14 protein-coding genes and 2 pseudogenes are annotated in these 19,567 nt (G+C 67.5%); 5 read left to right on the forward strand and 11 right to left on the reverse strand.

The annotated features are described in order from the left end of the window. Positions 1 to 250: 250 nt before the first annotated feature. The 4 genes and pseudogenes from B073_RS38810 to B073_RS48975 form a co-directional block, all read right to left on the reverse strand. Positions 251 to 556 carry a hypothetical protein gene (locus tag B073_RS38810; protein ID WP_018536327.1) on the reverse strand — a complete coding sequence of 102 codons (306 nt, stop codon included), beginning with the start codon at positions 554 to 556 and terminating at the stop codon, positions 251 to 253. Next, on the reverse strand, positions 478 to 861 hold the full coding sequence (locus B073_RS49195; protein ID WP_420706415.1) for a hypothetical protein: 384 nt from the start codon (positions 859 to 861) through the stop codon (positions 478 to 480). The genes B073_RS38810 and B073_RS49195 overlap by 79 nt, the downstream gene beginning before the upstream one ends. Then, a pseudogene (locus B073_RS49200) lies at positions 786 to 1,418 on the reverse strand (RHS repeat-associated core domain-containing protein); the annotation flags it as partial. The pseudogene B073_RS49200 and the gene B073_RS49195, both read right to left, overlap by 76 nt. 1,365 nt (positions 1,419 to 2,783) lie before the next feature. Further along, positions 2,784 to 2,981 (reverse strand): RHS repeat domain-containing protein, encoded by a 198-nt coding sequence (locus tag B073_RS48975; RefSeq protein WP_051093879.1) that lies wholly within the window; start codon positions 2,979 to 2,981, stop codon positions 2,784 to 2,786. A 733-nt stretch (positions 2,982 to 3,714) separates the two neighbouring features. Between B073_RS48975 and B073_RS0101520 the strand changes: the two genes are divergently transcribed. After that, entirely contained in the window at positions 3,715 to 3,918 is a 204-nt protein-coding gene (locus B073_RS0101520) for a cold-shock protein (protein WP_018536328.1), read from the forward strand. 248 nt (positions 3,919 to 4,166) lie between these two features. Then, entirely contained in the window at positions 4,167 to 5,705 is a 1,539-nt protein-coding gene (locus B073_RS0101525) for a DEAD/DEAH box helicase (RefSeq protein WP_026246943.1), read from the forward strand. Between the two features lie 501 nt (positions 5,706 to 6,206). On the opposite strand, the pseudogene B073_RS38820 reads toward B073_RS0101525, so the two are convergent. After that, positions 6,207 to 7,693 (reverse strand): annotated as a pseudogene (locus B073_RS38820) (UDP-N-acetylmuramoyl-L-alanyl-D-glutamate--2,6-diaminopimelate ligase). A 231-nt stretch (positions 7,694 to 7,924) separates the two neighbouring features. Further along, complete coding sequence (locus B073_RS46180) at positions 7,925 to 8,077, reverse strand: hypothetical protein (protein WP_158690072.1); 153 nt, start codon at positions 8,075 to 8,077, stop codon at positions 7,925 to 7,927. 240 nt (positions 8,078 to 8,317) lie between these two features. On the opposite strand from B073_RS46180, the gene B073_RS0101535 reads away from it, so the two are divergent. Further along, positions 8,318 to 8,911 (forward strand): lipoprotein, encoded by a 594-nt coding sequence (locus B073_RS0101535; RefSeq protein ID WP_234024962.1) that lies wholly within the window; start codon positions 8,318 to 8,320, stop codon positions 8,909 to 8,911. Positions 8,912 to 9,070: 159 nt separating this feature from the next. Here B073_RS0101535 and B073_RS47460 read toward each other — a convergent pair whose 3' ends face one another. The 5 genes from B073_RS47460 to B073_RS0101560 form a co-directional block, all read right to left on the reverse strand. Next, positions 9,071 to 9,274, reverse strand: coding sequence for a hypothetical protein (locus B073_RS47460; protein ID WP_234024963.1), 204 nt, complete (start codon positions 9,272 to 9,274; stop codon positions 9,071 to 9,073). Between the two features lie 170 nt (positions 9,275 to 9,444). Then, positions 9,445 to 10,377, reverse strand: coding sequence for a TRM11 family SAM-dependent methyltransferase (locus B073_RS0101545; RefSeq protein WP_018536331.1), 933 nt, complete (start codon positions 10,375 to 10,377; stop codon positions 9,445 to 9,447). A 236-nt stretch (positions 10,378 to 10,613) separates the two neighbouring features. Then, on the reverse strand, positions 10,614 to 12,191 hold the full coding sequence (locus B073_RS0101550) for an HsdM family class I SAM-dependent methyltransferase (RefSeq protein ID WP_018536332.1): 1,578 nt from the start codon (positions 12,189 to 12,191) through the stop codon (positions 10,614 to 10,616). Further along, positions 12,188 to 13,654 carry a restriction endonuclease subunit S gene (locus B073_RS0101555; protein WP_037810646.1) on the reverse strand — a complete coding sequence of 489 codons (1,467 nt, stop codon included), beginning with the start codon at positions 13,652 to 13,654 and terminating at the stop codon, positions 12,188 to 12,190. Before B073_RS0101555 ends, B073_RS0101550 begins: the two co-directional genes overlap by 4 nt. Before the next feature lie 19 nt (positions 13,655 to 13,673). Beyond that, entirely contained in the window at positions 13,674 to 16,580 is a 2,907-nt protein-coding gene (locus tag B073_RS0101560) for a DEAD/DEAH box helicase family protein (RefSeq protein WP_026246944.1), read from the reverse strand. A gap of 199 nt (positions 16,581 to 16,779) precedes the next feature. On the opposite strand from B073_RS0101560, the gene B073_RS0101565 reads away from it, so the two are divergent. Together B073_RS0101565 and B073_RS0101570 are read left to right on the forward strand one after the other, a co-directional pair. After that, the gene (locus B073_RS0101565) at positions 16,780 to 18,132 is read left to right on the forward strand and encodes an AAA family ATPase (RefSeq protein WP_199788080.1); all 1,353 of its coding nucleotides are present in this window, start codon (positions 16,780 to 16,782) and stop codon (positions 18,130 to 18,132) included. Between the two features lie 44 nt (positions 18,133 to 18,176). After that, on the forward strand, positions 18,177 to 18,923 hold the full coding sequence (locus tag B073_RS0101570) for a hypothetical protein (protein ID WP_202487480.1): 747 nt from the start codon (positions 18,177 to 18,179) through the stop codon (positions 18,921 to 18,923). Positions 18,924 to 19,567 lie beyond the last annotated feature (644 nt).

Below are 19,567 nucleotides of genomic sequence, written 5' to 3' on the forward strand. Positions count from 1 at the left end.
AGATCAGAACGCCTCCTGGCAGGGCCAGTGAGCACAAGGAATGGGTGCGGTCCAGCTACACCCTCTGCACACCCGAAGGGTCGGGTTCCGGCCTGCCAGGCCGCCTCGGCAGCAGAGTCACGGCGAAGGCGCCTACAACACCAGTCAACTCCCAAGCGAGTGACGAAGTTCGAGGGCCAGGACAGTGCGCCGAGGGCGCAGCATCGAGGGCTCGGTGTATTGCCCTGTGACCTTGTGGACACGGATGCGCTCAGAGCGTCCAGGCAGACGAATCGGCCGGAGGGGCGGGAATGGGGTTCCACTTCGACCGATCGGCGTCGGGATCCCAATAGGGGACCTCTGCGCCGTAGTAGAGGAGGTCCGCCCAGAACTCTGGCATCTCGTGGAAGATGAGGTCGTCCTCGGAGTCGAAGGTCTTCCCCTCCCAGTGGCGATTGATACGTGCGACCGCCTCGGCCAGCGGGATGCGGAACCTGGTCACCATGTCATTGGCGATGTCGTCGAGATACTCCTCAGTCTCGGGAACGGTGTGCACAAGGTATCTGGGTCCGGCCATGTCAGAGGATCCCTCGTAGTCCGCTGTTGAAGATTGCTGCCGCCTCCGGAGGTGTAGATGGCGATCTGGTGACCAGTGAGCCTGGCCGGCTTCCCCTCCTTGAGGAACCCTTTCAGGTTCCGGAGCATGGGGCCTTCCACCGTGTCGTAGTTGTGCATCGGACCACCCGTCCGGGAATTGCGTAGGAAGTCGTCGAGTTCCTTGCTCGACCCGTCGAATGTCTTGTTGTTCAGCTTGTCCAGGTCCCCCTGAGAGACCCGGAAGTGCAGAACCGCGGGCTCGGCGCCAGGAGTGCGTCCCGCGATGTTCTGAGCCCACTCCTCCGCCTGGGTGCGGCTCTCCGTCGTGTAGAAGCCCCCTTTCCGAAGTCCATGTTCCGTTTGCTGTGGGTCGGACCGACGCCGTTCTTGATGATCGCTTCGGCGCCGGACTTCGTAGTCCCGTGGTAGAGATCGCGGTAGGGGGCCAGACCGAGCGGGTCGGTCCAGTGATGTGGGTTGTCAACGTAGGCGAGCGGGTTCGGCGCGGGGCTCAAACCCAGGGGGTCCGGGCTCAGATAGCGTCCCGTCCCGGGATCGTAGTAGCGGTGGAAGTTGTAGTGGAGCCCGCTTTCCGCGTCGAAGTACTGGCCGGGGAAACGGAGGGGCGTGTAGGCGGTGGCTTCGCGGGACCAAGCAGTGGTGCCCCAGAGGGTGCTGCGGGTGCGCCAGGCTATGTCGCCGCTTTCGGAAAGGAGTTCCGTGGGCGTGCCGACGAGGTCGGTGACAATCGCGAAGAAGCGGGAGTCGATCTCCCCTTGCGAGGCATCAGCCGCCAAGATGCGTTCCGTTTGCGCGAGGGGGCGCAGACCCTGGTGGTCCCAAGTGAGGGTGGTCTGCGTCGCGCATCCGTGGACGATCGTGGTCTCTTCGCAGAGAGTGGCGCCATCCCAGGTGAAGACCACCTGCTCGGCAACGTGCTCACCGTCGTCGGTCAGGCGTTGTTTGGCGGTGCGGCGGCCGAGGGGGTCATAGGTGTAGCGCCAGGTGGTGCCGTCGGGGGTGGTGCAGGCGATGAGGCGGTCTTCGGGGTCCCAGGCGTAGAGCCAGGTGTCGGGTTTGCGGGAGAGGCGGGTCTTCTGTCGGAGGGTGGTGCGGCCGGCGGCGTCGTATTCGTAGCGGACTGCTCCGGCGCGGTTGATGCGGGTGCCGGTGTAGGCGCGCTCGCCCCGGGCTTCGGGCGCCGGGTGGCGGTCGGGCCAGGTGGCGTGGGTCTGGTTTCCGGCGGTGTCGTAGGCATAGGTCTCGGTCCAGTTGTGGGCGGAGACGGTGGTGATCCGGCCCACGGCATCCAGGGCGAAGCGACGGGCACCGTTGAGGTGATCGTCGATGCCGGTGAGGTTGCCGTCCGTGCGGTAGGTGTAGGCCCGGCGCTGGATGGTTTCGGCAGCCGAGGTGACGTGCTGGTCGGTGAGACGGCCGAGGACGTCGTAGGTGTGGGTGAAGGTGACATCGCCGACGCTTCGGGTGAGTTCCTGGCCGACCGCGTTGTGCGCGAAGGCCAGAGCATGACCGGAGGCATCGAGTCCAGTTCGTCGGCCCGCGGCATCGTAGGTCCATCGGCTCACCGCGCCGGAGGGAGTGGTGCGGGATGTTCGACGGCCCAGGACGTCGTAGGTGAAGGCAGTGCTGCGGCCATTCGACACCTCGGCAACGACCTGCCCGAACTCATCGCGTATCCAGGTGAGTTCGTTGCCTGAAGCGGTTACCTGGAGGGGGCGCCCAGCGGCGTCGTAGGTGAACGTGGTGAGGGCGCCGTCGACATCCTTGACCAGGACCCGGCCGAGGGCGTCGTACTGGAATCGGATGGAATGGCCCAGCGCAGTGGTGCGAGCGGTCAGGCGCCCAGCCGCATCGTGCGCATAGTTCTGGGAGCGGCCGTCAAAGTCCGTTTCAGATATCAGGCGCCCAGCCGCGTCGTACTCGTAGTGCCAGGTCAACCCGTGGGGGTTGGTGACCTTCGTCAGCTGGAGTTCGGTGTCGTGGAGGAACTCATGGCGTGCACCGTCAGCGTCGGTGCGCGCTGTGAGCTGGTCGAAATGGCCGTATTCGAAGGTGGTGACCTGGCCCAGGGCGTCGATGTGTGCAGTGCGGTTGCCCTCCCCGTCGTAGGTCCAGGACTCCCGAGTACCGTCCGGATTGATGCGGGTTGCGAGGTTCCCTTCCGGGTCCACCGGTAGTGCGTGATGTTACCGAGGGCGGTGGTCGTAGGTGTACTCGTAGCGGGAGTCGTTGGAGTCCCCCCAGGCGGTCATGCGGTGTTCGGTGTCGTACTCGAACCGGGTAACCGCTCCGGTGGAGTTGGTGACGGTGGTGAGGTTGCCGTTTTCGTCATGCCCGTAGGAGCGGATGAGCTGGTCCGAGCCGCCCTCGGCAGCGCCAACCACTTGCCTACTCCGACCTGCACCTACCCGTGGAGGTCACAGCGCCGGACGGCGCGGTGTGGCGGCAGGAGTGCGACTCACGCGGCAACCGCACCGCCGTCGTGGATCCCACCGGCGCCACCACGCGGTACACCTACGACAGCCGTGGCCACCTCACCTCGGTCACCGACGCGCTGGGACACGTCACTCACCTTTCCTCCGACGAAGCGGGCCGGGTGCTCAGCACCGTTGGTCCGGCCAGCGCTCGGACAAGCTGTCAACGCGACTCCTTCGGGCGCGTCATCGCCCTCACCGACCCCCTGGGCGCCACCACGCGGCTGGCATGGACGGCAGACTGCCGGCTGACGGCACGTATCCACTCCACCCGGACGCGTCCGGGGAGAACTGGACGTATGACGGCGAGGGCAACTGCACGAGCTACACGGATCAGGCCGGGAACACCACTCACTACGAGTCCCTCGGCGTCCGGGCTGTTCGCGAACCGGTCCAGCGCCACCCGCTGATGTGCCGCTGGGTCCCCCCTCTGCACAGTCACTCCACCCCCTCCCGCTTTCGCTCACGCCGTGCTACTGTTGATCCCAGTTGCAGTTGTGGTTCCCATAGCGCCTTAGATGGCTTTATGCCGTCGGGCGCTTTTATATTTCCGGTGCTGTTTTCCGGACGGGGCAATCATCGCGGCGACGCCGGGGTTCGCGCAGTGCGGGCCCCCCAGGCACTGCCCCGAAGGAGATTTGACATGGCTACCGGTACCGTGAAGTGGTTCAACGCGGAAAAGGGTTTCGGTTTCATCGAGCAGGAGGGTGGCGGCCCCGACGTCTTCGCCCACTACTCGAACATTGCCACCCAGGGCTTCCGTGAGCTTCAGGAAGGCCAGAAGGTGAACTTCGACGTCACGCAGGGCCAGAAGGGCCCGCAGGCGGAGAACATTGTTCCTGCCTGACGCTGACGCGTAGCAGGTAGCTGGGGCCCGCACTGGTGCGGGCCCCAGCTCGTTGCTGTTTCCAGGACTTTTTGTCCGACGCGCCAGGACGGTGTGGGGCCTGCTTGCCTGATGCCAGGCGGTGTACTGCTGTCCCGCATGATGCGGCTGGCGTCGTTCCAGGATTTTATCCGGCTCGTTCTTGCAATTCATTCGGCTTATCTCCGCCGAGAATTCCTCGATACGTGCCATATCGAGGAAGGTTCTCCATGAACCGCTCAGCTCGCACGAATGACCGCTACTCCAACCCCCGTAAGGGTGGCTCCGCCGGTTCCGACCGGGGTGCCCGATTCCGCCCGCAGGGTCAGGGGCGCCCTGGCAGTCGTTCCGGCGGATACGGGCGCCGCGGCTCCGCGCCGCAGGGGGAGTTCGCGCTGCCCGTCACCATCACCCCGGCCCTGCCCGCGGCTGCCGGCTTTGGCGAACTCGACATGCCCGTCGAGCTGCTGAAGACGCTCACCGGCCTCGGCGTGAGCGAGCCGTTCCCGATCCAGGCGGCCACGCTGCCGAACTCCCTCGCAGGCCGGGACGTCCTGGGCCGCGGACGCACCGGATCGGGCAAGACGCTCGCCTTCGGCCTGGCGCTGCTGGCGCGCACCGCCGGACAGCGAGCCGAGCCCCGGCAACCGCTGGCCCTGATCCTCGTCCCGACTCGCGAGCTGGCCCAGCAGGTCACGGACGCGCTCACGCCGTACGCCCGGTCCCTGAAGCTGCGGCTGGCCACGGTGGTCGGCGGCATGTCGATCGGCCGGCAGGCCAGTGCACTGCGCGCCGGTGCCGAGGTGGTCGTCGCGACCCCGGGCCGCCTGAAGGACCTGGTCGAGCGCAAGGACTGCCGCCTGGACCGGGTCACCATCACCGTCCTGGACGAGGCCGACCAGATGGCCGACATGGGGTTCATGCCCCAGGTGACCGAACTGCTCGACCAGGTGCACGTGGAGGGCCAGCGGATGCTGTTCTCGGCCACCCTGGACCGCAACGTCGATCTCCTTGTCCGTCGCTATCTCCACGACCCCGTGGTCCACTCGGTCGACCCGTCGGCGGGCGCGGTCGCCACGATGGAGCACCACGTGCTGCACATACAAGGCGCCGACAAGTACGCCGCCACGACCGAGATCGCGGCCCGAGACGGCCGGGTGATCATGTTCCTGGACACCAAGCACGCCGTCGACCAGCTCACCAAGCACCTGCTGAACAGCGGTGTACGCGCCGCGGCGCTGCACGGCGGCAAGTCGCAGCCCCAGCGCACCCGCACCCTGGCCCGGTTCAAGACCGGCGAGGTGACGGCGCTGGTGGCCACCAACGTCGCGGCCCGCGGCATCCACGTCGACAATCTCGATCTGGTGGTCAACGTCGACCCGCCCAGCGACCACAAGGACTACCTGCACCGCGGCGGTCGCACCGCCCGCGCCGGCGAGTCCGGCCGCGTCGTCACCCTGGTCCTGCCCAACCAGCGCCGTGACATGGCGCGCCTCATGGCGGACGCACGCATCACCCCGCATACCACCCAGGTCCGCTCCGGCGAGGCCGAACTGAGCCGCATCACCGGCGCCCAGGCCCCCTCCGGTGTCCCCGTCGGCGTCGGCACGCCGGCTGCGCAGCGCCCCCAGCGCGGCGGCGCCCCGTTCCGTGGCCGGGGCACCACCCCGGGCCGGCCCGGCCGCTCAGGCGGTGAGTCCCGCCGCGCCGCCGAGGCCCGCCAGCTGGCCGAGGCCCGTAAGGCCGCACGGGTCCGTCGTTCCTCATGACCTCGCTCCCCCGGGGTTCTCAGGTTCTGCCGCCGCCATTCCGGGGGAGATGGATTCTGTCAATCCCTGGTTGCGTGAAGGCGTCCGCTACCGGCCTGGGCCTGCGAACTGGCCTCGGCACGCTTCTGGTTGATGGCCCGTTCGAACTCCACTGACGGCAGACCGCCGGCCGCGCTGCCTGCGACGCGTAGGGGAGAAGTCCGCGATCCAGGTGGCGAGCTTCAGCCGTGCACCGGCGCGAGGCGTGAAGCGGGGCCGGTGGACGTACTCGACCTTGATCGTCGAGTTGAACAACTCCGCGGCGGCGGGGGGTGGAGTCCCGCCATCGCACCGCCCACGGTCCCGCCCCAGGTAGCCGCCGCCATCGTGAGCGACGCGCTGACCAGGGCGGCGTCGTGGTGTGCGCCCATCGCGTAGCCGAGCAGGCGGCGCGAGAACAGGTCCAGGACGGCCCGGCCGTGCCGCGGTGCGGGGCTGTCACGCCTGAGGCGGGAAGGGCCGCTATGCCCCGGCGAGTTCCCGCACTGTTGCCATGTCGCTGAAGGGCAGCAGTTTTTCACCGACGATCTGGTGCGACTCGCTGCCTTTGCCGGCGACCAGGACGATATCGTCCGGGCCCGCCACGGACAGGGCGAAGCCGATCGCCCGACGGCGGTCGGCGAACCGTTCGAATGGTGTGCCGGTCGCCGCGATGCCTGGGGCGATCTGGTCCAGGATCGCCTGCGGGTCTTCGTTGCGGGGGTTGTCGGAGGTGAGGACGCACAGGTCGGAGTGGGTTCCAGCGATCCTCCCCATGTCGGCTCGCTTGGTGGTGTCGCGGTCCCCGCCGCAGCCGAAGACGGTGATGACCTGGCCGCGGGCGAAGCCGCGGATGGTGTTCAGGACCTTCTCCAGGGAGTCCGGTGAGTGGGCGTAGTCCACGATCACTGATGTGCCGCGCGGGGTCTGAAAGCGTTCGAACCGGCCCGGGACAGGAGGCATCCGGTCGAGCGCGGCGATCAGCCCGCCCACGTCGTGCCCCAGAATGTGGCAGGCCGCCACGGCTGCCAGCGCGTTGGCCACCGAGAACCGCCCCGGGACAGGGATCGCCGCCGGATACCTGCGGCCGTCGTGGTGCAGGGTGAAGCGCGTGCCGCAGGCGTCCACGGTGAGGTCGGTGGCCCGGTAGTCCGCCTCGGCGTCAAGGGCATACGTGGTCACCGCGCCGGGCATCAACCTCTGGATCCCGGCACCCACAGGGTCGTCGGCGTTGACCACCGCGCGCCGACACTGGCCCTGGAAGAGGCGCATCTTGGCGTCCCGGTAGTCCGCCATCGTTCCGTGCTCGTCCAGGTGATCCTGCGTCAGGTTGGTGAAGACCCCGACGTCGATGAACGAGCGGTCCACCCGATGCGTCAGCAGGGCCATCGACGTGGCCTCCAGCACCACGCTGCCGGCCCCGCGGTCGCGCATGCACCCCAGCAGGTACTGCAGGTCCGGCGACTCCGGCGTGGTCAGCACCGAGGGCGGCATCGGGATCAGCTCGTCGCCGATCCGGCTGCCGGCCGTCCCGATGACCCCCACCTTCGCGCCCTCGGAGAGCCGCAGCACCGACTCGACCATGTACGACACCGACGTCTTCCCGTTGGTGCCGGTGATCGCCACCATGTCCATCTGCCGCCCCGGCTCGCCGAAATAGCGGGAGGCGACGACCGCGGCCGCCGTCCGGGTATCCGGCACCCGCACGGCACTCACCCCGGCGCCGACGCCCACACCGACGCCGGAAGATCCGGTTCCCTGCCGTCGACGAGTACCGCCGCCGCGCCGCGTGCGAGGGCCGGCCCGACGGAGCCGGGACCGCCTTCACGGTGGTGGGGCACCGCGATGAACAGCGAACCCGGCGTCACCCGGCTGGCGTCGAAGGTCGTTCCCGCCGTGATCCACGTAGTCTCCGGGTCCCCATGGAGAACGTGGTGGTCGTGGCCGGCAAGCAGCTCGCTCAGCTTCACAATGATCCCTGATCCCTTCGAAGATGGCTCGGACCGGTTGTTCGGCCGTAGCCAAGCGGCAGCGCCGGCGGCGCGCCGGAAGCTGCGGTGATGCCGTGAAGCAGATGGCGCGGGACACGTCCGAGGAGAGCCGGAAGCCGAAAGCTCAGCCTGGCGGGCGAAGTCCTGCGGTGTTCGTCGAAGTGCGGTGAGCTGGGGGCATGGCCCCCGAGTAAGGGCAGCTGAGAATCGCTAGCCGTGGCCGTGCAACGCGCCGCGACCGATCTCCGGCGCCTCGGCGTCGGCTGCGGTCGCCGGGCCGACGGCCGCCGAACCCGCAACGGTTGGGCGCAGCGCACAGGGGGCCTGCTGCAGGCACTCCCGCACCGCACGTGTACGCCCCATGGGCAGAGTGTACGTCCGGTCGAGCGGCTCGAAATCCGCATCCGGCGCGCCTGGCCGCCCGCGTCACTCCTGACGGAGCCCGCTACACATACACCCACGACGCGCACCTGCGGCTGACCGAAGTCACCGACCCCGGGCCGCCGGCGGCGGTCCCCAGTCGCCTGGCCTCTACCGCGTCAGTTGAGTCGTTTTGCGGGAAGTCGGCTACCGTTCGGCGGAACCAGAGGGAGGGGGACCCGGGTGTCGAGCCGCATACGACGACGGAGCGCGGGGGTGCTGGGTACCGCGCTGCTGGCCGGGGCGGCCCTGTACTGTGCGCGGGGCGAGGGCGACCACGTCGCGTCGGTAGGCGGCGCCCGTTCGGCGTGCGAGCTGCCGGTCACGTTCAAGATCCCGACGCCGTGGAAGAACAAGCGGTCGGAAAGGGACACAGACGACGAAGAGCGGTCCCGGTACGCCCCCTGCGACGTCGTGCTGGGGACCGGGAAAGCGACGGTGGACCTCTGGGTCCGCGTCTACGACACGGGCAAGAAGGGCGCCGATCCTCTTAAGGCGCTGCTCGACTACGACGGCCAGGGCATGGGCAACTACGGCGAGTACTACCACGACGAGTACAAGAACCGGTTGACGATCGCGGGGCACCCTGCCGCGGAGATGGACTACACGGTCCAGCCTCCGGACCCCAACGTCTCGACCTTCCGGAGACGGATGTTCGCGGTGGTGACGCCTGACGCCACGATCGTGCTGGGGGTGGGCGGTGACAACCCCGGTGCCGACGAGCGCACCCACAAGGTCTACGACCAGGTGAAGTCCTCCATAACGCTTGCCTCCTGACATCTGCAGCTTGTCCACGGACATGGCCGTGTCCTTCGGGGTGCACTTCCGATTTCCCTGCTGGTGGACACGCGATCGACGTCTGACCCGCGGTCGTTGTCAGAACGCACCTACAAACGTTCTTGGCTGTGACCTACGCAGCCAGGTGGGTCGACGCCTTCAGCGGAGGCGTGCATGTATGCGACGGCGACCTGGCAGGTCGACCAACGCGTTGCGGTACGGCAGAAGTTGCAGCCGCACCAGAAAGTCCAGCAGCGCCGAGGCGCGCCAGGCGGCGTCGAGGTCGGCGGCGCTGGCGCGGGGGATGCGGGTCTTGCGGCGGGCGACGGCGGCCACGAGAGCCGAGTAGTCGGCAGCTGACACGCCTTCGGGAGCGGCCTCTCCTGGACGTCCAGGAGCAGGGCACGTCGACGTGCAGGACCATCAGGTGGCTCGGCCCTCTCCACGGCGGGCGGCCGATGGGACCTCGTCGGGGAACGCCTCGTCGAACTCCGCCCGGTGGTCCTCGCCCAGGTGACGGCGTAGCGGACGGACTACAGGCGAGGCTTCTCCCGCAGGGGGAGGCCGTGGACGCTCCGACTCGGGCACGTCGTCAAGGCCATGTTTTTGCAGCTCGGCGCGGTCCGGGAGCGGGTGAAGACAAGTACGTCCTCGTGCTGCACCACTGAAAGGGGGATGCCTTGCCGGCGGGCGTCGCGCACGTTCTTCATCTGGAAGAACGACGGGCGGGTGACGAGACGTCCGTTGCGGATACCGGCGAGGAGGGCGACGCAGCGTTCGGACAGGGTGAGGCCGGCCGTCTTGCCGGCGGCGAGAATGGCGGAGGGCAGGTCGATGAGTTCGCCGTGCTCGCGCCAGGGGCGGGTCGTGACGACGACCGTGCCGCCGGGGCGGAGCATCGTGCGGCACTGGGCGAGGATCTCGGTGAACGCCTCCAGGAGGTGGGCGGTCGGGACGTGGGCGAGGTTGGCGCGGTCGTGGCTGTAGCGGAAGTCCTTCTTGGCAACGCCGGGTTCGCCGGACTCCCTGCTTGAGCGGACCTGTCCGTGGACGCTGGCCCCGTATGGGGGTGAGGTGACTACGAGATCTACTGCGCCGCGGGCATCGGCGGGGGCGAGGTCGGTGGGGCGTCGGGCATCACCGCAGCAGACGATGCCGGTGCCTGTGCCACTTGTTTGTGCGGCTGTGCGGGCGTTGACGGAGGCGAGGGTGGCCCACTGGGGTTCGTATTCGATGCCGAGGGCGTTGCGGCCGATGTGGAGGGCTTCGACGAGGGTGGTGCCGATGCCGCACATGGGGTCGAGGACCAGGTCACCGGGGTTGGTGTAGGTGGTGATGGCGGGGGGGGCGGCGATGCCGGGGTGCATCTTGGCGGGGTGGGCCGCCGAGCTGGGGACGTAGCGGCCTTTGCGTTGGGCGGGGGCGGAGGTGGGGGCGGTGTTCCACACCGAGTCGTAATGGGGCACGGGGAACTCCTCGCATGGTCACGACGAGCGAATCTCCGCAGGTCAAAGAGGGTGCGGCACGACCAGCCCTTGTTTGCGGCACCCGCCCCTGGATCGCACCGTGGCCAGCTTCTCGCGCAGCAACGACGCAGCGCCCTTGCCGGAGTTAGCGCCTCCTTGCGCAGCCGGGTCGCCACGATGACAAGCGCGTAGGTGCCGGTCTTCACGGTGACGACCTGGAAGTGCGCCGATTCGTATCAGTCCTCCGGTGCCATGGTGAGGTCGACGCCGAGTTCCTCTGCGAATGCCTCGATCTCGGACAGGGCCGCGCGGAGGTCGCTGGCAACCGAGGCGGTGAGCTCGGGGATCGAGACGGAATCTGAGGTGGCCGGATCGATCAGTCCAATGTCCAGGTTCACGGCCGGGTCGGAGAGGAGAGGACCCGTCTCATACACGCGGAAGCGCTCGGATTCCTCGCGGTGCGAGTGGTCCGGGTCCTCGGGCGAGAACGCCCGCTTCTCGAAGTCGGCCAAGTGCTCCGGCCGGAGCGGATTCTGCTTGAGCGTGAAGCGGTTCCCGGTACGCAGGTCGTAGATCCAGAGCCGGTCGGTGCGCGGCGAATCGGACTCTTCGCGGTGGTCGGGAACCGCGTCAAAGAAGAGGACATTCGCCTTCACACCGCCCGCGTAGAAGATCCCCGCAGGAAGCCGCAGCATAGTGTGCAGACGATAGTTGGTCAGGAGCTCGCGGCGAATCTGGGCGCCTGCGCTGTCCTTGCCGCCCTCGAAGAGGACGTTGTCCGGGAGGATTACGGCAGCCCGGCCACGGTCGGTGAGCAGGGTGCCGATGTGCTGCAAGAAGTTGAACTGCTTGTTGGTGGTGGTCTGTTCACCCAACCAGAAGTCAGGGCGATGGTAGGCGATGTCCTCCCGGTCGCCGCTATCCTTCTTGCCCACGCCCGTGATCGCGAGGGACGACTTGCGGCCGAAGGGAGGGTTCGCGAGGACGACGCTGGCGAGATCTGAAGGCGGCTTGGCAAGCGCGTCCCCGACCTTGATCAAGGGCTTGCCCGTAGGGTCGCCGAGATTGTGCAGCAGCATGTTCATCGCGGCGAGGCGGGCGGTTGAGGGCACGATCTCGGTGCCCCAGATGCCGCCAGTGCGGAGACGCTCGTAGACGTCGTCGGGGATGTCGTCCTTGGCGTACTCGCTCAGGATGTACGCGTAGGCGGCAAGGAGGAAGCCACCGGTGCCGCAGGCCGGGTCGGTGATTGTGTCGTACGGAGTGGGCCGCATGCAGCGGACGATCGACTCGATCAGCACACGAGGGGTGAAGTACTGGCCCGCGCCGGCCTTGGTGTCCTCCGCGCTGCGAGCGATCAGGGCTTCGTAAGCGGCGCCCTTGATGTCAGTGCGGGAGCCGTACCACTTCTCCTTGTTGATCAGGTCGGAGACGAGACGACGGAGGTTGGCAGCGTTCTCAATCCGGTTGCGGGCCCGGTTGAAAATCAGGCTGAGGGTCGTTTCCTCACCCTCAGGAGCGCGGTGGCCGAGGTCGGTGAGGAGTGCGGTGTACGCCTTCTCCAGCGGCTCGCCATCCACGTCAACGAGCTCGCGCCAACCGCGGCGCTGCCACTCAGGGGTGGTGGGGAGGATGTGCTGATGCTCGGAGGGATCGCTGATGTACGCGTTCAGCTCCTCGACCTCGTGGGCCATCTTGAGGAAGACCAAGAAGCTGAGCTGCTCCAGGTACTCCAGGCTGGACACGCCGTCGTCGCGCAGAACATTGCAGTAGGTCCACAGGCGATCGACGAGCCGGCGGGCTTCCGGATTCACGAGCTGAACTCCAAGGGGAGGGCGGTCTGTTCACCGGACGGGAAGGTGGTTTCCCGGTGGGGCGGGGGAGGTGGCGAGTTGGCTGCCGACTGCTTACTCTTCACATTCTTCTTTGCGCGGGCCGCACGGCGGACGGCCTTGCGCTCGGCTTCGGCGGCTTCGCGCTCGACCCTGATCCGCTTGAGGAGATCCTCGGCGGGCTCGTCGTTCGCAGGGTCCTGCGGGACGAGACGGCCGGCGAAGGCGTGGGCGAGGAGGCCGCGGCGGAGGATGGCGTTGTCGGAGGCGGCACGGTCCAGATTCCGCTCGATGTGGTCGAGGGTGGCGAGCCGATGTTTGGTCTTGTGGATCAGCTTCCGCTGCTCGTCGAGAGGAGGAACGGGGAACTCGACGTTCTTGAGACGGGCTCCACTGAGATGGGCGAGATTCGTCGTGATGCGGACTTCGCGCATGAACCGGCCGGCGTGCAGATGACGGCGGAAGACGAGGAGTGCCCAGCCGGGCAGGACATCCGGGCGTGCCCGGAACCTGAGCAGGCTGTTGGTGAAGGCGACGCCTTCCGGGATACCCCGGTACATCGCGGGGCGGCCCACGAGGTGCGGGCTCTGCCCCTCGTTGAGCAGGATGTCGCCCGGCTCCAGGCGGTACTTGCCGAAGACGCCGGAGAAATCCATGGACTTCACATCGGTGGTGTCGACACGGTCCTCGAAGACGTTGGCGACGCGGAGATATGGGCGCAACTTCGGGCCGTCGTGCCAGTCAGGGTGACGGGCTCGGCCGAGCTCGACAGCGCCTGCCTGGCCAGTGGTGGTTGCCTGCCAGGTGGAGGGCCACTGGGTTTGGTCCGGGACGGCGTCTAGGAGGACGGCCTTGCGCAGGGCGGACAGGTCCTTGCGGGCTTGGGCGAGGGATCGTTCCACAGCGTCGAGCCGGGCCATCCGAGTGTCGAGCGCGGCGACGATACGCTGCTGCTCGGCAAACGGAGGCACCGGCACTGGCCAGCGCTGCAGTTTGGCTGCCCCCAGGTGGTGGATGCCTACGCCACGGGTGGCGTTGCCAAAGCCGCCGTCGGCTGCCACGTGCCAGAGGTATCGCAGAAAGTAGCGCGGCTCACCACCACCGAGCCGAACCCGGAGCAGCGTGTTCTGGAAGCAGCAGTCCTCGATCTCGCCGCTCCACAGCGCGGGCTTGCCTACCTCGCTCGCGCTACCCGACGCCTCGTTGAGCACGATGTCACCAGGGTGGAGCCGGTACACATCGGCTTCGTCATCCGTGAAGTTCATCTTCTTCACGTCGTCGAGGCGTAGACCCGCCCAGTCCACGTTCGCGGCACGGATGTACGGACGCATCTGGTCGCCCTGGGCGTGCTTAGGGGAGCGCTGACGTCCGAGCCGTACCTCAGCCACGTCCCCCAGCGTCGCCCACGCCCACCCTTCCGGCAGCCGCTCCTCAGCCGCCGCCACCGCTCTCCCGCTCACTAACTCACGCACCCAATTCTCTGTCCAGTTCGTCCACGAGCTCACCCGGCGTCCACCGACTGTCCTCGAAGGCATCCACGAAGGCCCCGAACCCGCCTGCGTGCAGCCGCGGCCCCTCGTTCAACGACGACACACTCACCGTCGCGTTCGCCGCGACCACGTCCACGACCATCCGCAGCCACATCAGCTGCTGTTCGTCGAAAGTGACGCCTGCCGTCTCCTGGCGGGCCAGCCACGCTTCCAGACGGTCCTCCACAGTACTGCGATACGGCCGAAACTCGTCGCCATCCAGCCCTAGCTCGAATCGCATCACGGAAAGAAGCTCGACAAGCCCTGCACCTCGCCGCCGACCGCCCCGGGCGACCCCCAGATCGACGTACGCCTTCCAGATCCGGGCCTCGGTCCATTCGGGACGCGTCGCTCGGACACTCGCCACCAGATCCCGCAGGGCCGCAAGTACCTCGCCTGGAGGCCGCCGCTCCTGGAAGGAGATACGAAGCGGCAAAATCTCGTTCTCATGCTCGGCTATGTAAGCGCGCCAGTCTGTGACGACCTGGCGCGCTTCTTCCTCATCCTGCAGACCGCGCGCCTCGACCAGCGAATCCTGATTGATGTGGTCGACATGCAGCCAGCGGTCGCGGGCGGCTTCGAGCAGCGCGGCGCGCAGGGCCTCGTTTTCCACCAGCGGCCGTGCCGCCGCGGCAAGGTCGTCGATCTCGTCGGGGACCGCGTCGCCCCGTGCACGCGCCTCTTCCCGACGGTTGGTGTCCGCGGCCCGGACAAGACCACCGACCAGCCCCTCGTACGACATCTCCTCGCCGAGCAGCTCTTCGATCGACGCCAGGGCGGCCTCGTCGAGCCGCTGCCCGAGCCGACTGAGCCGCCCAGCAAGGGTCGCCGCGTCGTCCCGGTGCAGGGCACGCCGCTCTCCGCATGCCTGCAGTAGGCGCTCCAGGCTCGGTACGGGCGCCTCATCGTCGCGGACCAGCGGGCGGGAGTCCGTCTTGGGATGTTCGGTGATGCCCACCGCGTCGACGATCACGAAGCGGTCCTTGTGGACGGCATCCCGGGTCACCGCACGCAGCTTGCAGTCCTCGATGCTGCGGGCGCCTCGGCCCTTCATCTGCTCGAAGTAGGACCAGCTCTGGATATCCCGCATGAAGACCAGGCACTCCAGCGCGGGCACGTCCGTGCCTGTGGCGATCATGTCGACGGTGACCGCGATGCGCGGGTTGCGCTTGGTGCGGAAGTCGTTCAGGGCCTTCTTCGGGCGGGCGGCCTTGCTGGTGATCTTCCGGCAGAACTTGTCACCGGCCCCGAATGCCTCCTGCACGGCCGTGACGATGGCATCAGCATGCAGCTCGTTCTGAGCGAAGATCAAGGTCTTCGGGACGATCTCGCGGGGGCGGATCTCACCGGTGTCACGGTCTGCTACCGGCGGGAAAATCTCGGTGAAGAGCTTGTCCCGGAAGGTATTGACGATGGTGCGGATCTGGTCGGCGGACCGTACCCGATGGTTGATCTCAGCGGGTGCGTAGGGGTCATCCTCGGCCATGGTGTGCCAGTGCTCGGCCCGCGTGTCCTTGTGGATTTTGTTGATGACGGAGTTGAGGCGTTCCAACGTACCGTCGGGGTGCCTGGTTTCGAGGGTTTTGGGGATGGTCGCACCATCCAGGGTGATCCTAGTGGTGATCTTGTAGACGTCATAGTCGACGTTGACGCCGTCCGCGACCGCTTCCTGCTGAGTGTACTGGGCGACAAGATTGCGGAAGAATCCGAAGGTCTCCTGGACCGGTGTTGCGGTCAGGCCCACGATGTGCGCGTCGAAGTACTCCAGGACCGGCCGCCAGCGGCCGTAGATCGAGCGGTGGCACTCATCGACGATGATCACGTCGAAGAAATCGGGCGGCAATTCCTCGCGGTAGCCCACCCGGGCGAGCTCGCCCGCAAGCTTCGCCGCCCGCCGGGTCTCGAACTCCTCGTCCTCGGGGTCGGGCATCGTGACGCCGGAAATTTTGCACCACAGGCGTTGGATCGTGGAGATCACGATCCGGTCGGACTCCGCCACGTCGCCCTTGGTGAAGTGGCGCAGTGGCAGCTGCTCGTGGAGCGTCTTCCTCGAGCCGAACGGGGTGTAGCCGCGGTACTCGTCGCGGGCCTGCCCACCGAGGTTGTGGCGGTCGACCAGGAAGAGCACCCGGCGGGCACCGGCATGCTGCAGCATCCGGTACGTGGACTCCACCGCCGCGTAGGTCTTGCCCGCACCGGTAGCCATCTGGATCAGCGCCCTCTGGTCCCCCTGCGCGAAGGACCGCTCCAGCCCCTGGACAGCACGGTACTGGGCAGGCCGCAGACCGGGCAGGCCCCGCCTGCGTCGCAGCACGAGCGGTCTGTCGGGCAGCGCACGCATGCGGGCGCGCAGTGTGGGGGCCCCGGGGTACCGCTCGGCATCCCGGAGCCAACGTGCCACCGTGTCGGGCCGATGCGGCGCGAAGATCGGACGGCTGCGGGCACCGCCCTCGGGGGCGTCAGCGGGCACGGTTCCGTCGAAGAGCTCGGCATCGAGCAGATTACGGAAGAACCAGCGCGAGCCGTGCACTGCGTAGTGAAAGGGCAAGGGCAGGGCACCTCGCCAGGCCGGGTCACCATGCCGGATCGCGATCCGGGCGGCCTGTTCAGCCGCGGTGTCGAACAAGTCCTGCTGGTCGCTCTGCGGAGGTCCGGCGGCAACGATCCCGCACGGCCGGCGGTGCACGTACAGGGTGAACAGCACCAGGGCAGAGGAAACTGGGGAGCGCACCGCCTCATGGGCGACACCAAGCTCGCGCTCGCCGGGCCCGTACACCTGCCAGCCCGAGACGGTCAGTGCCGCCTCCACTGTCCTGGCCCACTCCGGCTCGACGCTGCTCATGGCCCTCCCCTGTTCGGCCCGGTCCGTTGTCCGTACACCGATTACAGCAGTCGGTATACGCGGCCCGGGAGCATACGCGAGGATCAAGCCCCGGGAACGCCGCTGTCACAGGTGGTCCGTACAGTGGGCGACATCACAGTTGGCATACACACAGTGACGCTGAGGGAAGGACAGGCCGGTGTACGTGGCGGGGCTCAGGATGAACGGGGTACGTGGATTCCACGGACCACGCGCCTGCGACCTCGACTTCGCCCGGCCCGGCGGCGGGTACGCCGGCTGGACGGTGATCGCCGGACGGAACGGGGCGGGGAAGAGCACCCTGCTGCGTGCTCTCGCGCTCGCGCTGACCGGTGGGCGTCGGGCGCACCGGCTGGAGCCGGATCTTGAGGAGTACCTGTCGCACGAAGCACCCACCGGGATGGTGGAGGCCACTGTCCTTGCCGATCCGGCCTTCGACACGATGGCGCCCGACGGAGGCGGGCCGCTGGTGGCTCACCTCGACTGGCGTCCCGAGCAGGACACCGGGTTGTTCGGCGGGGACATGGCGAACTTCGAGCCGCCCACCGAGGTGGTCTTCTCGGCTCCCCGGCCGCTGACCGCAGCCCTGTGGTCCTCGGTCCCACCGCCCGGTTGGTTCTGCGCCGCGTACGGTCCCTTCCGGCGTCTCACTGGCACAGGTCTCTACGAGCGCGCACCGCAGCAGCTCGATCGGGACGCTTCGCTACGCACGCTTTTCGAAGAGCAGTCGGCTCTCACCGAAGCCTTCGATTGGCTGCTTTCGCTCCATCTCCGCTCCCTGGAGGAACGCCCCGGGATCGGCGAGCTCAAGGCCGGGGTACTCCGGCTGCTCAACGACGGACTGCTGGACAGCTACCGCATCGAGGACGTGGACTCCGAAGGAATGTGGCTGCGGCGGCGGGGAGACACCGGCCCGGAGGGCGCCCAGATCGAGCTCCGGCGGATGAGCGACGGGCAGCGGACCGTGGTCGCACTGGTCCTGGACATCGTCCGACAGATGCACGCGGCATACGGGGTCCTCGCGTTCAAGGAACGGGACAGCGGCACAGTAGTGCTGCCGCACCCGGGTGTGGTGCTCGTCGACGAGATCGACGCCCATCTCCACATGTCCTGGCAGCAACGCATTGGGCGGTGGCTCACCACCCACTTCCCGGCGATCCAGTTCATCGTCACCACCCACAGCCCGTACATCTGCCAGGCCGCGGACCCGGGTGGGCTGATCCGGCTGCCGGGAATCGGGGAGCAGGAGCCGCCGCAGGTGGTAGGCGAGGACCTGTATGGGCGGATCGTGTACGGGACGGGGGACGACGCAGCGCTCTCCGCTCTGTTCGGACTGGACTCGCCATATTCGGACAAGGCGTGTGACCTGCGCGGCAGACTGGCCGAGCTGGAGTACGAGGTCCTCCTCGGCCGGGCCGATGCCGGGCAGACCGAGGAATACCTGCACCTCCGCGAGCAGCTCTCCAGCTCTCCAGCGGCCCGGGTCGACGAGGTGATGGAGCGGTACCGGTTCTCCCGGGAGCGCGACGGGTGATTCCGATTCAGCGCCTCAGCTTGCCCGGGGCAGTCGAGACACGCATGGCCCTGCTGACCGGACGGATCAGTCTCAGGGACGTAGCGGGAGGTTTGCGCAAGAAGTACGCCGACAACCTGTGGGACAACGCGAGTGACGTCAAACCGGCATTGCGTGCGGTGCTCCTCCGGATGGCTCCGGGAGTCCTCGGCTGTTGCATGTACTGCGGTGGCTACACCGCGACCGATATCGAGCACTTTGAACCACGGGAACACGACGCGCTCAAGACCTTCGTCTGGCCCAACCACCTGCTGGTATGCGGCCCCTGCAACAGCACATACAAACGGGACTGGTGGCAGTGCGACGAGGAAAGCGGTGAGCCTCTGCTGATCGATCCGACTCGGGATAACCCGTTCACACATCTCTGGCTGGACTTCAGGGACTACGAGTACCGCGGCCTGACGCGCAAAGGACGGTCGACCATCGAGGTGCTGGGCTTGAATCTGCCCGAGCGGCGGCTGGCGGCGGGCCGGGAGCTGGCGCGCAGGAACATTCGTACCGTGCTGCGGGACTGGGATCGGGGCCGGCAGCAGGCAGACGAGACATCCATGCGCCATGCTCTGGCGGTACTGGAGGGGCAGCCGTTCGCCGACGTGTGGCAGGCGATGTTGCGCCAGGCTGTGCTGCCAGGAGCACCCGTGGTCATGAGCGACGAGCCACCCGAGATCCTCACCCTGCTGAGGGACGAGGAACTGCGTGCGGCAACGCTCATCGAGTTCCCCCTGGAACTGGCGCCGAGCGAGGAGAACTAACCGATGCCTTACGCGAGGCTCAGTTCTTGCGATGCCCTGTCAACTGTGGCCTCTGATCCGGGTTCTCGAGGGGATTTGTCGCTCGCATGCCCTTCTGACGGTGCTGGCGGGCTGAGGCAGGCGCGGTGGCGCGAGGGTACCCCGACGGACCGCGTAGGATTGGCCAATACCGCCCACGGCGCCCCGGTCACACAGTCCGATGCGGTCCGTCCGGGGCACCGCCTCGCCGGTACCGCCACTCTGTGGGGCGCAGTCCCGAACATGGGCGTTCCCAGCTCCAAACAACAAGATCGGCCGCATCACGGCAGACCCGGCGAGCCCCCTCCACCTAGCAGGGTTCCCGGTTCCTATGTTGCGTATCCCGCCGAGGACATTCACCTGCGGGTAGCTACGAACAACGGTACGCGCCCTCGACGGCGACCGTGGTTCTGGAGAACCGCGCCTCGCGCCCATCTCCATCTGGATCGCGCTCCGCCCAGGACCCGACCGTACAAGTCGAACCCCTCGGTTCGCTTCAAGCCGTAGCCCGTGGCCAAACTGTTCGCCCATCGCAGCATCAACCTGGAACTCTGGGCCGGACGTCGTCGAAGACCGCCAGGACTTCGGCTCCCCGCACGATGTTGCTGCCGCTATCGTCGTCAAAC

Source organism: Streptomyces sp. MspMP-M5 (assembly GCF_000373585.1).
Classification (GTDB): domain Bacteria; phylum Actinomycetota; class Actinomycetes; order Streptomycetales; family Streptomycetaceae; genus Streptomyces.

Coding starts and splice junctions, on each gene's coding strand:
- B073_RS38810 (WP_018536327.1), bottom strand. CDS start 556: ATGGCCGGACCCAGATACCTTGTGCACACCGTTCCCGAGACTGAGGAG.
- B073_RS0101520 (WP_018536328.1), top strand. CDS start 3,715: ATGGCTACCGGTACCGTGAAGTGGTTCAACGCGGAAAAGGGTTTCGGT.
- B073_RS0101525 (WP_026246943.1), top strand. CDS start 4,167: ATGAACCGCTCAGCTCGCACGAATGACCGCTACTCCAACCCCCGTAAG.
- B073_RS46180 (WP_158690072.1), bottom strand. CDS start 8,077: ATGGGGCGTACACGTGCGGTGCGGGAGTGCCTGCAGCAGGCCCCCTGT.
- B073_RS0101560 (WP_026246944.1), bottom strand. CDS start 16,580: ATGAGCAGCGTCGAGCCGGAGTGGGCCAGGACAGTGGAGGCGGCACTG.
- B073_RS0101565 (WP_199788080.1), top strand. CDS start 16,780: ATGAACGGGGTACGTGGATTCCACGGACCACGCGCCTGCGACCTCGAC.
- B073_RS0101570 (WP_202487480.1), top strand. CDS start 18,177: ATGGCCCTGCTGACCGGACGGATCAGTCTCAGGGACGTAGCGGGAGGT.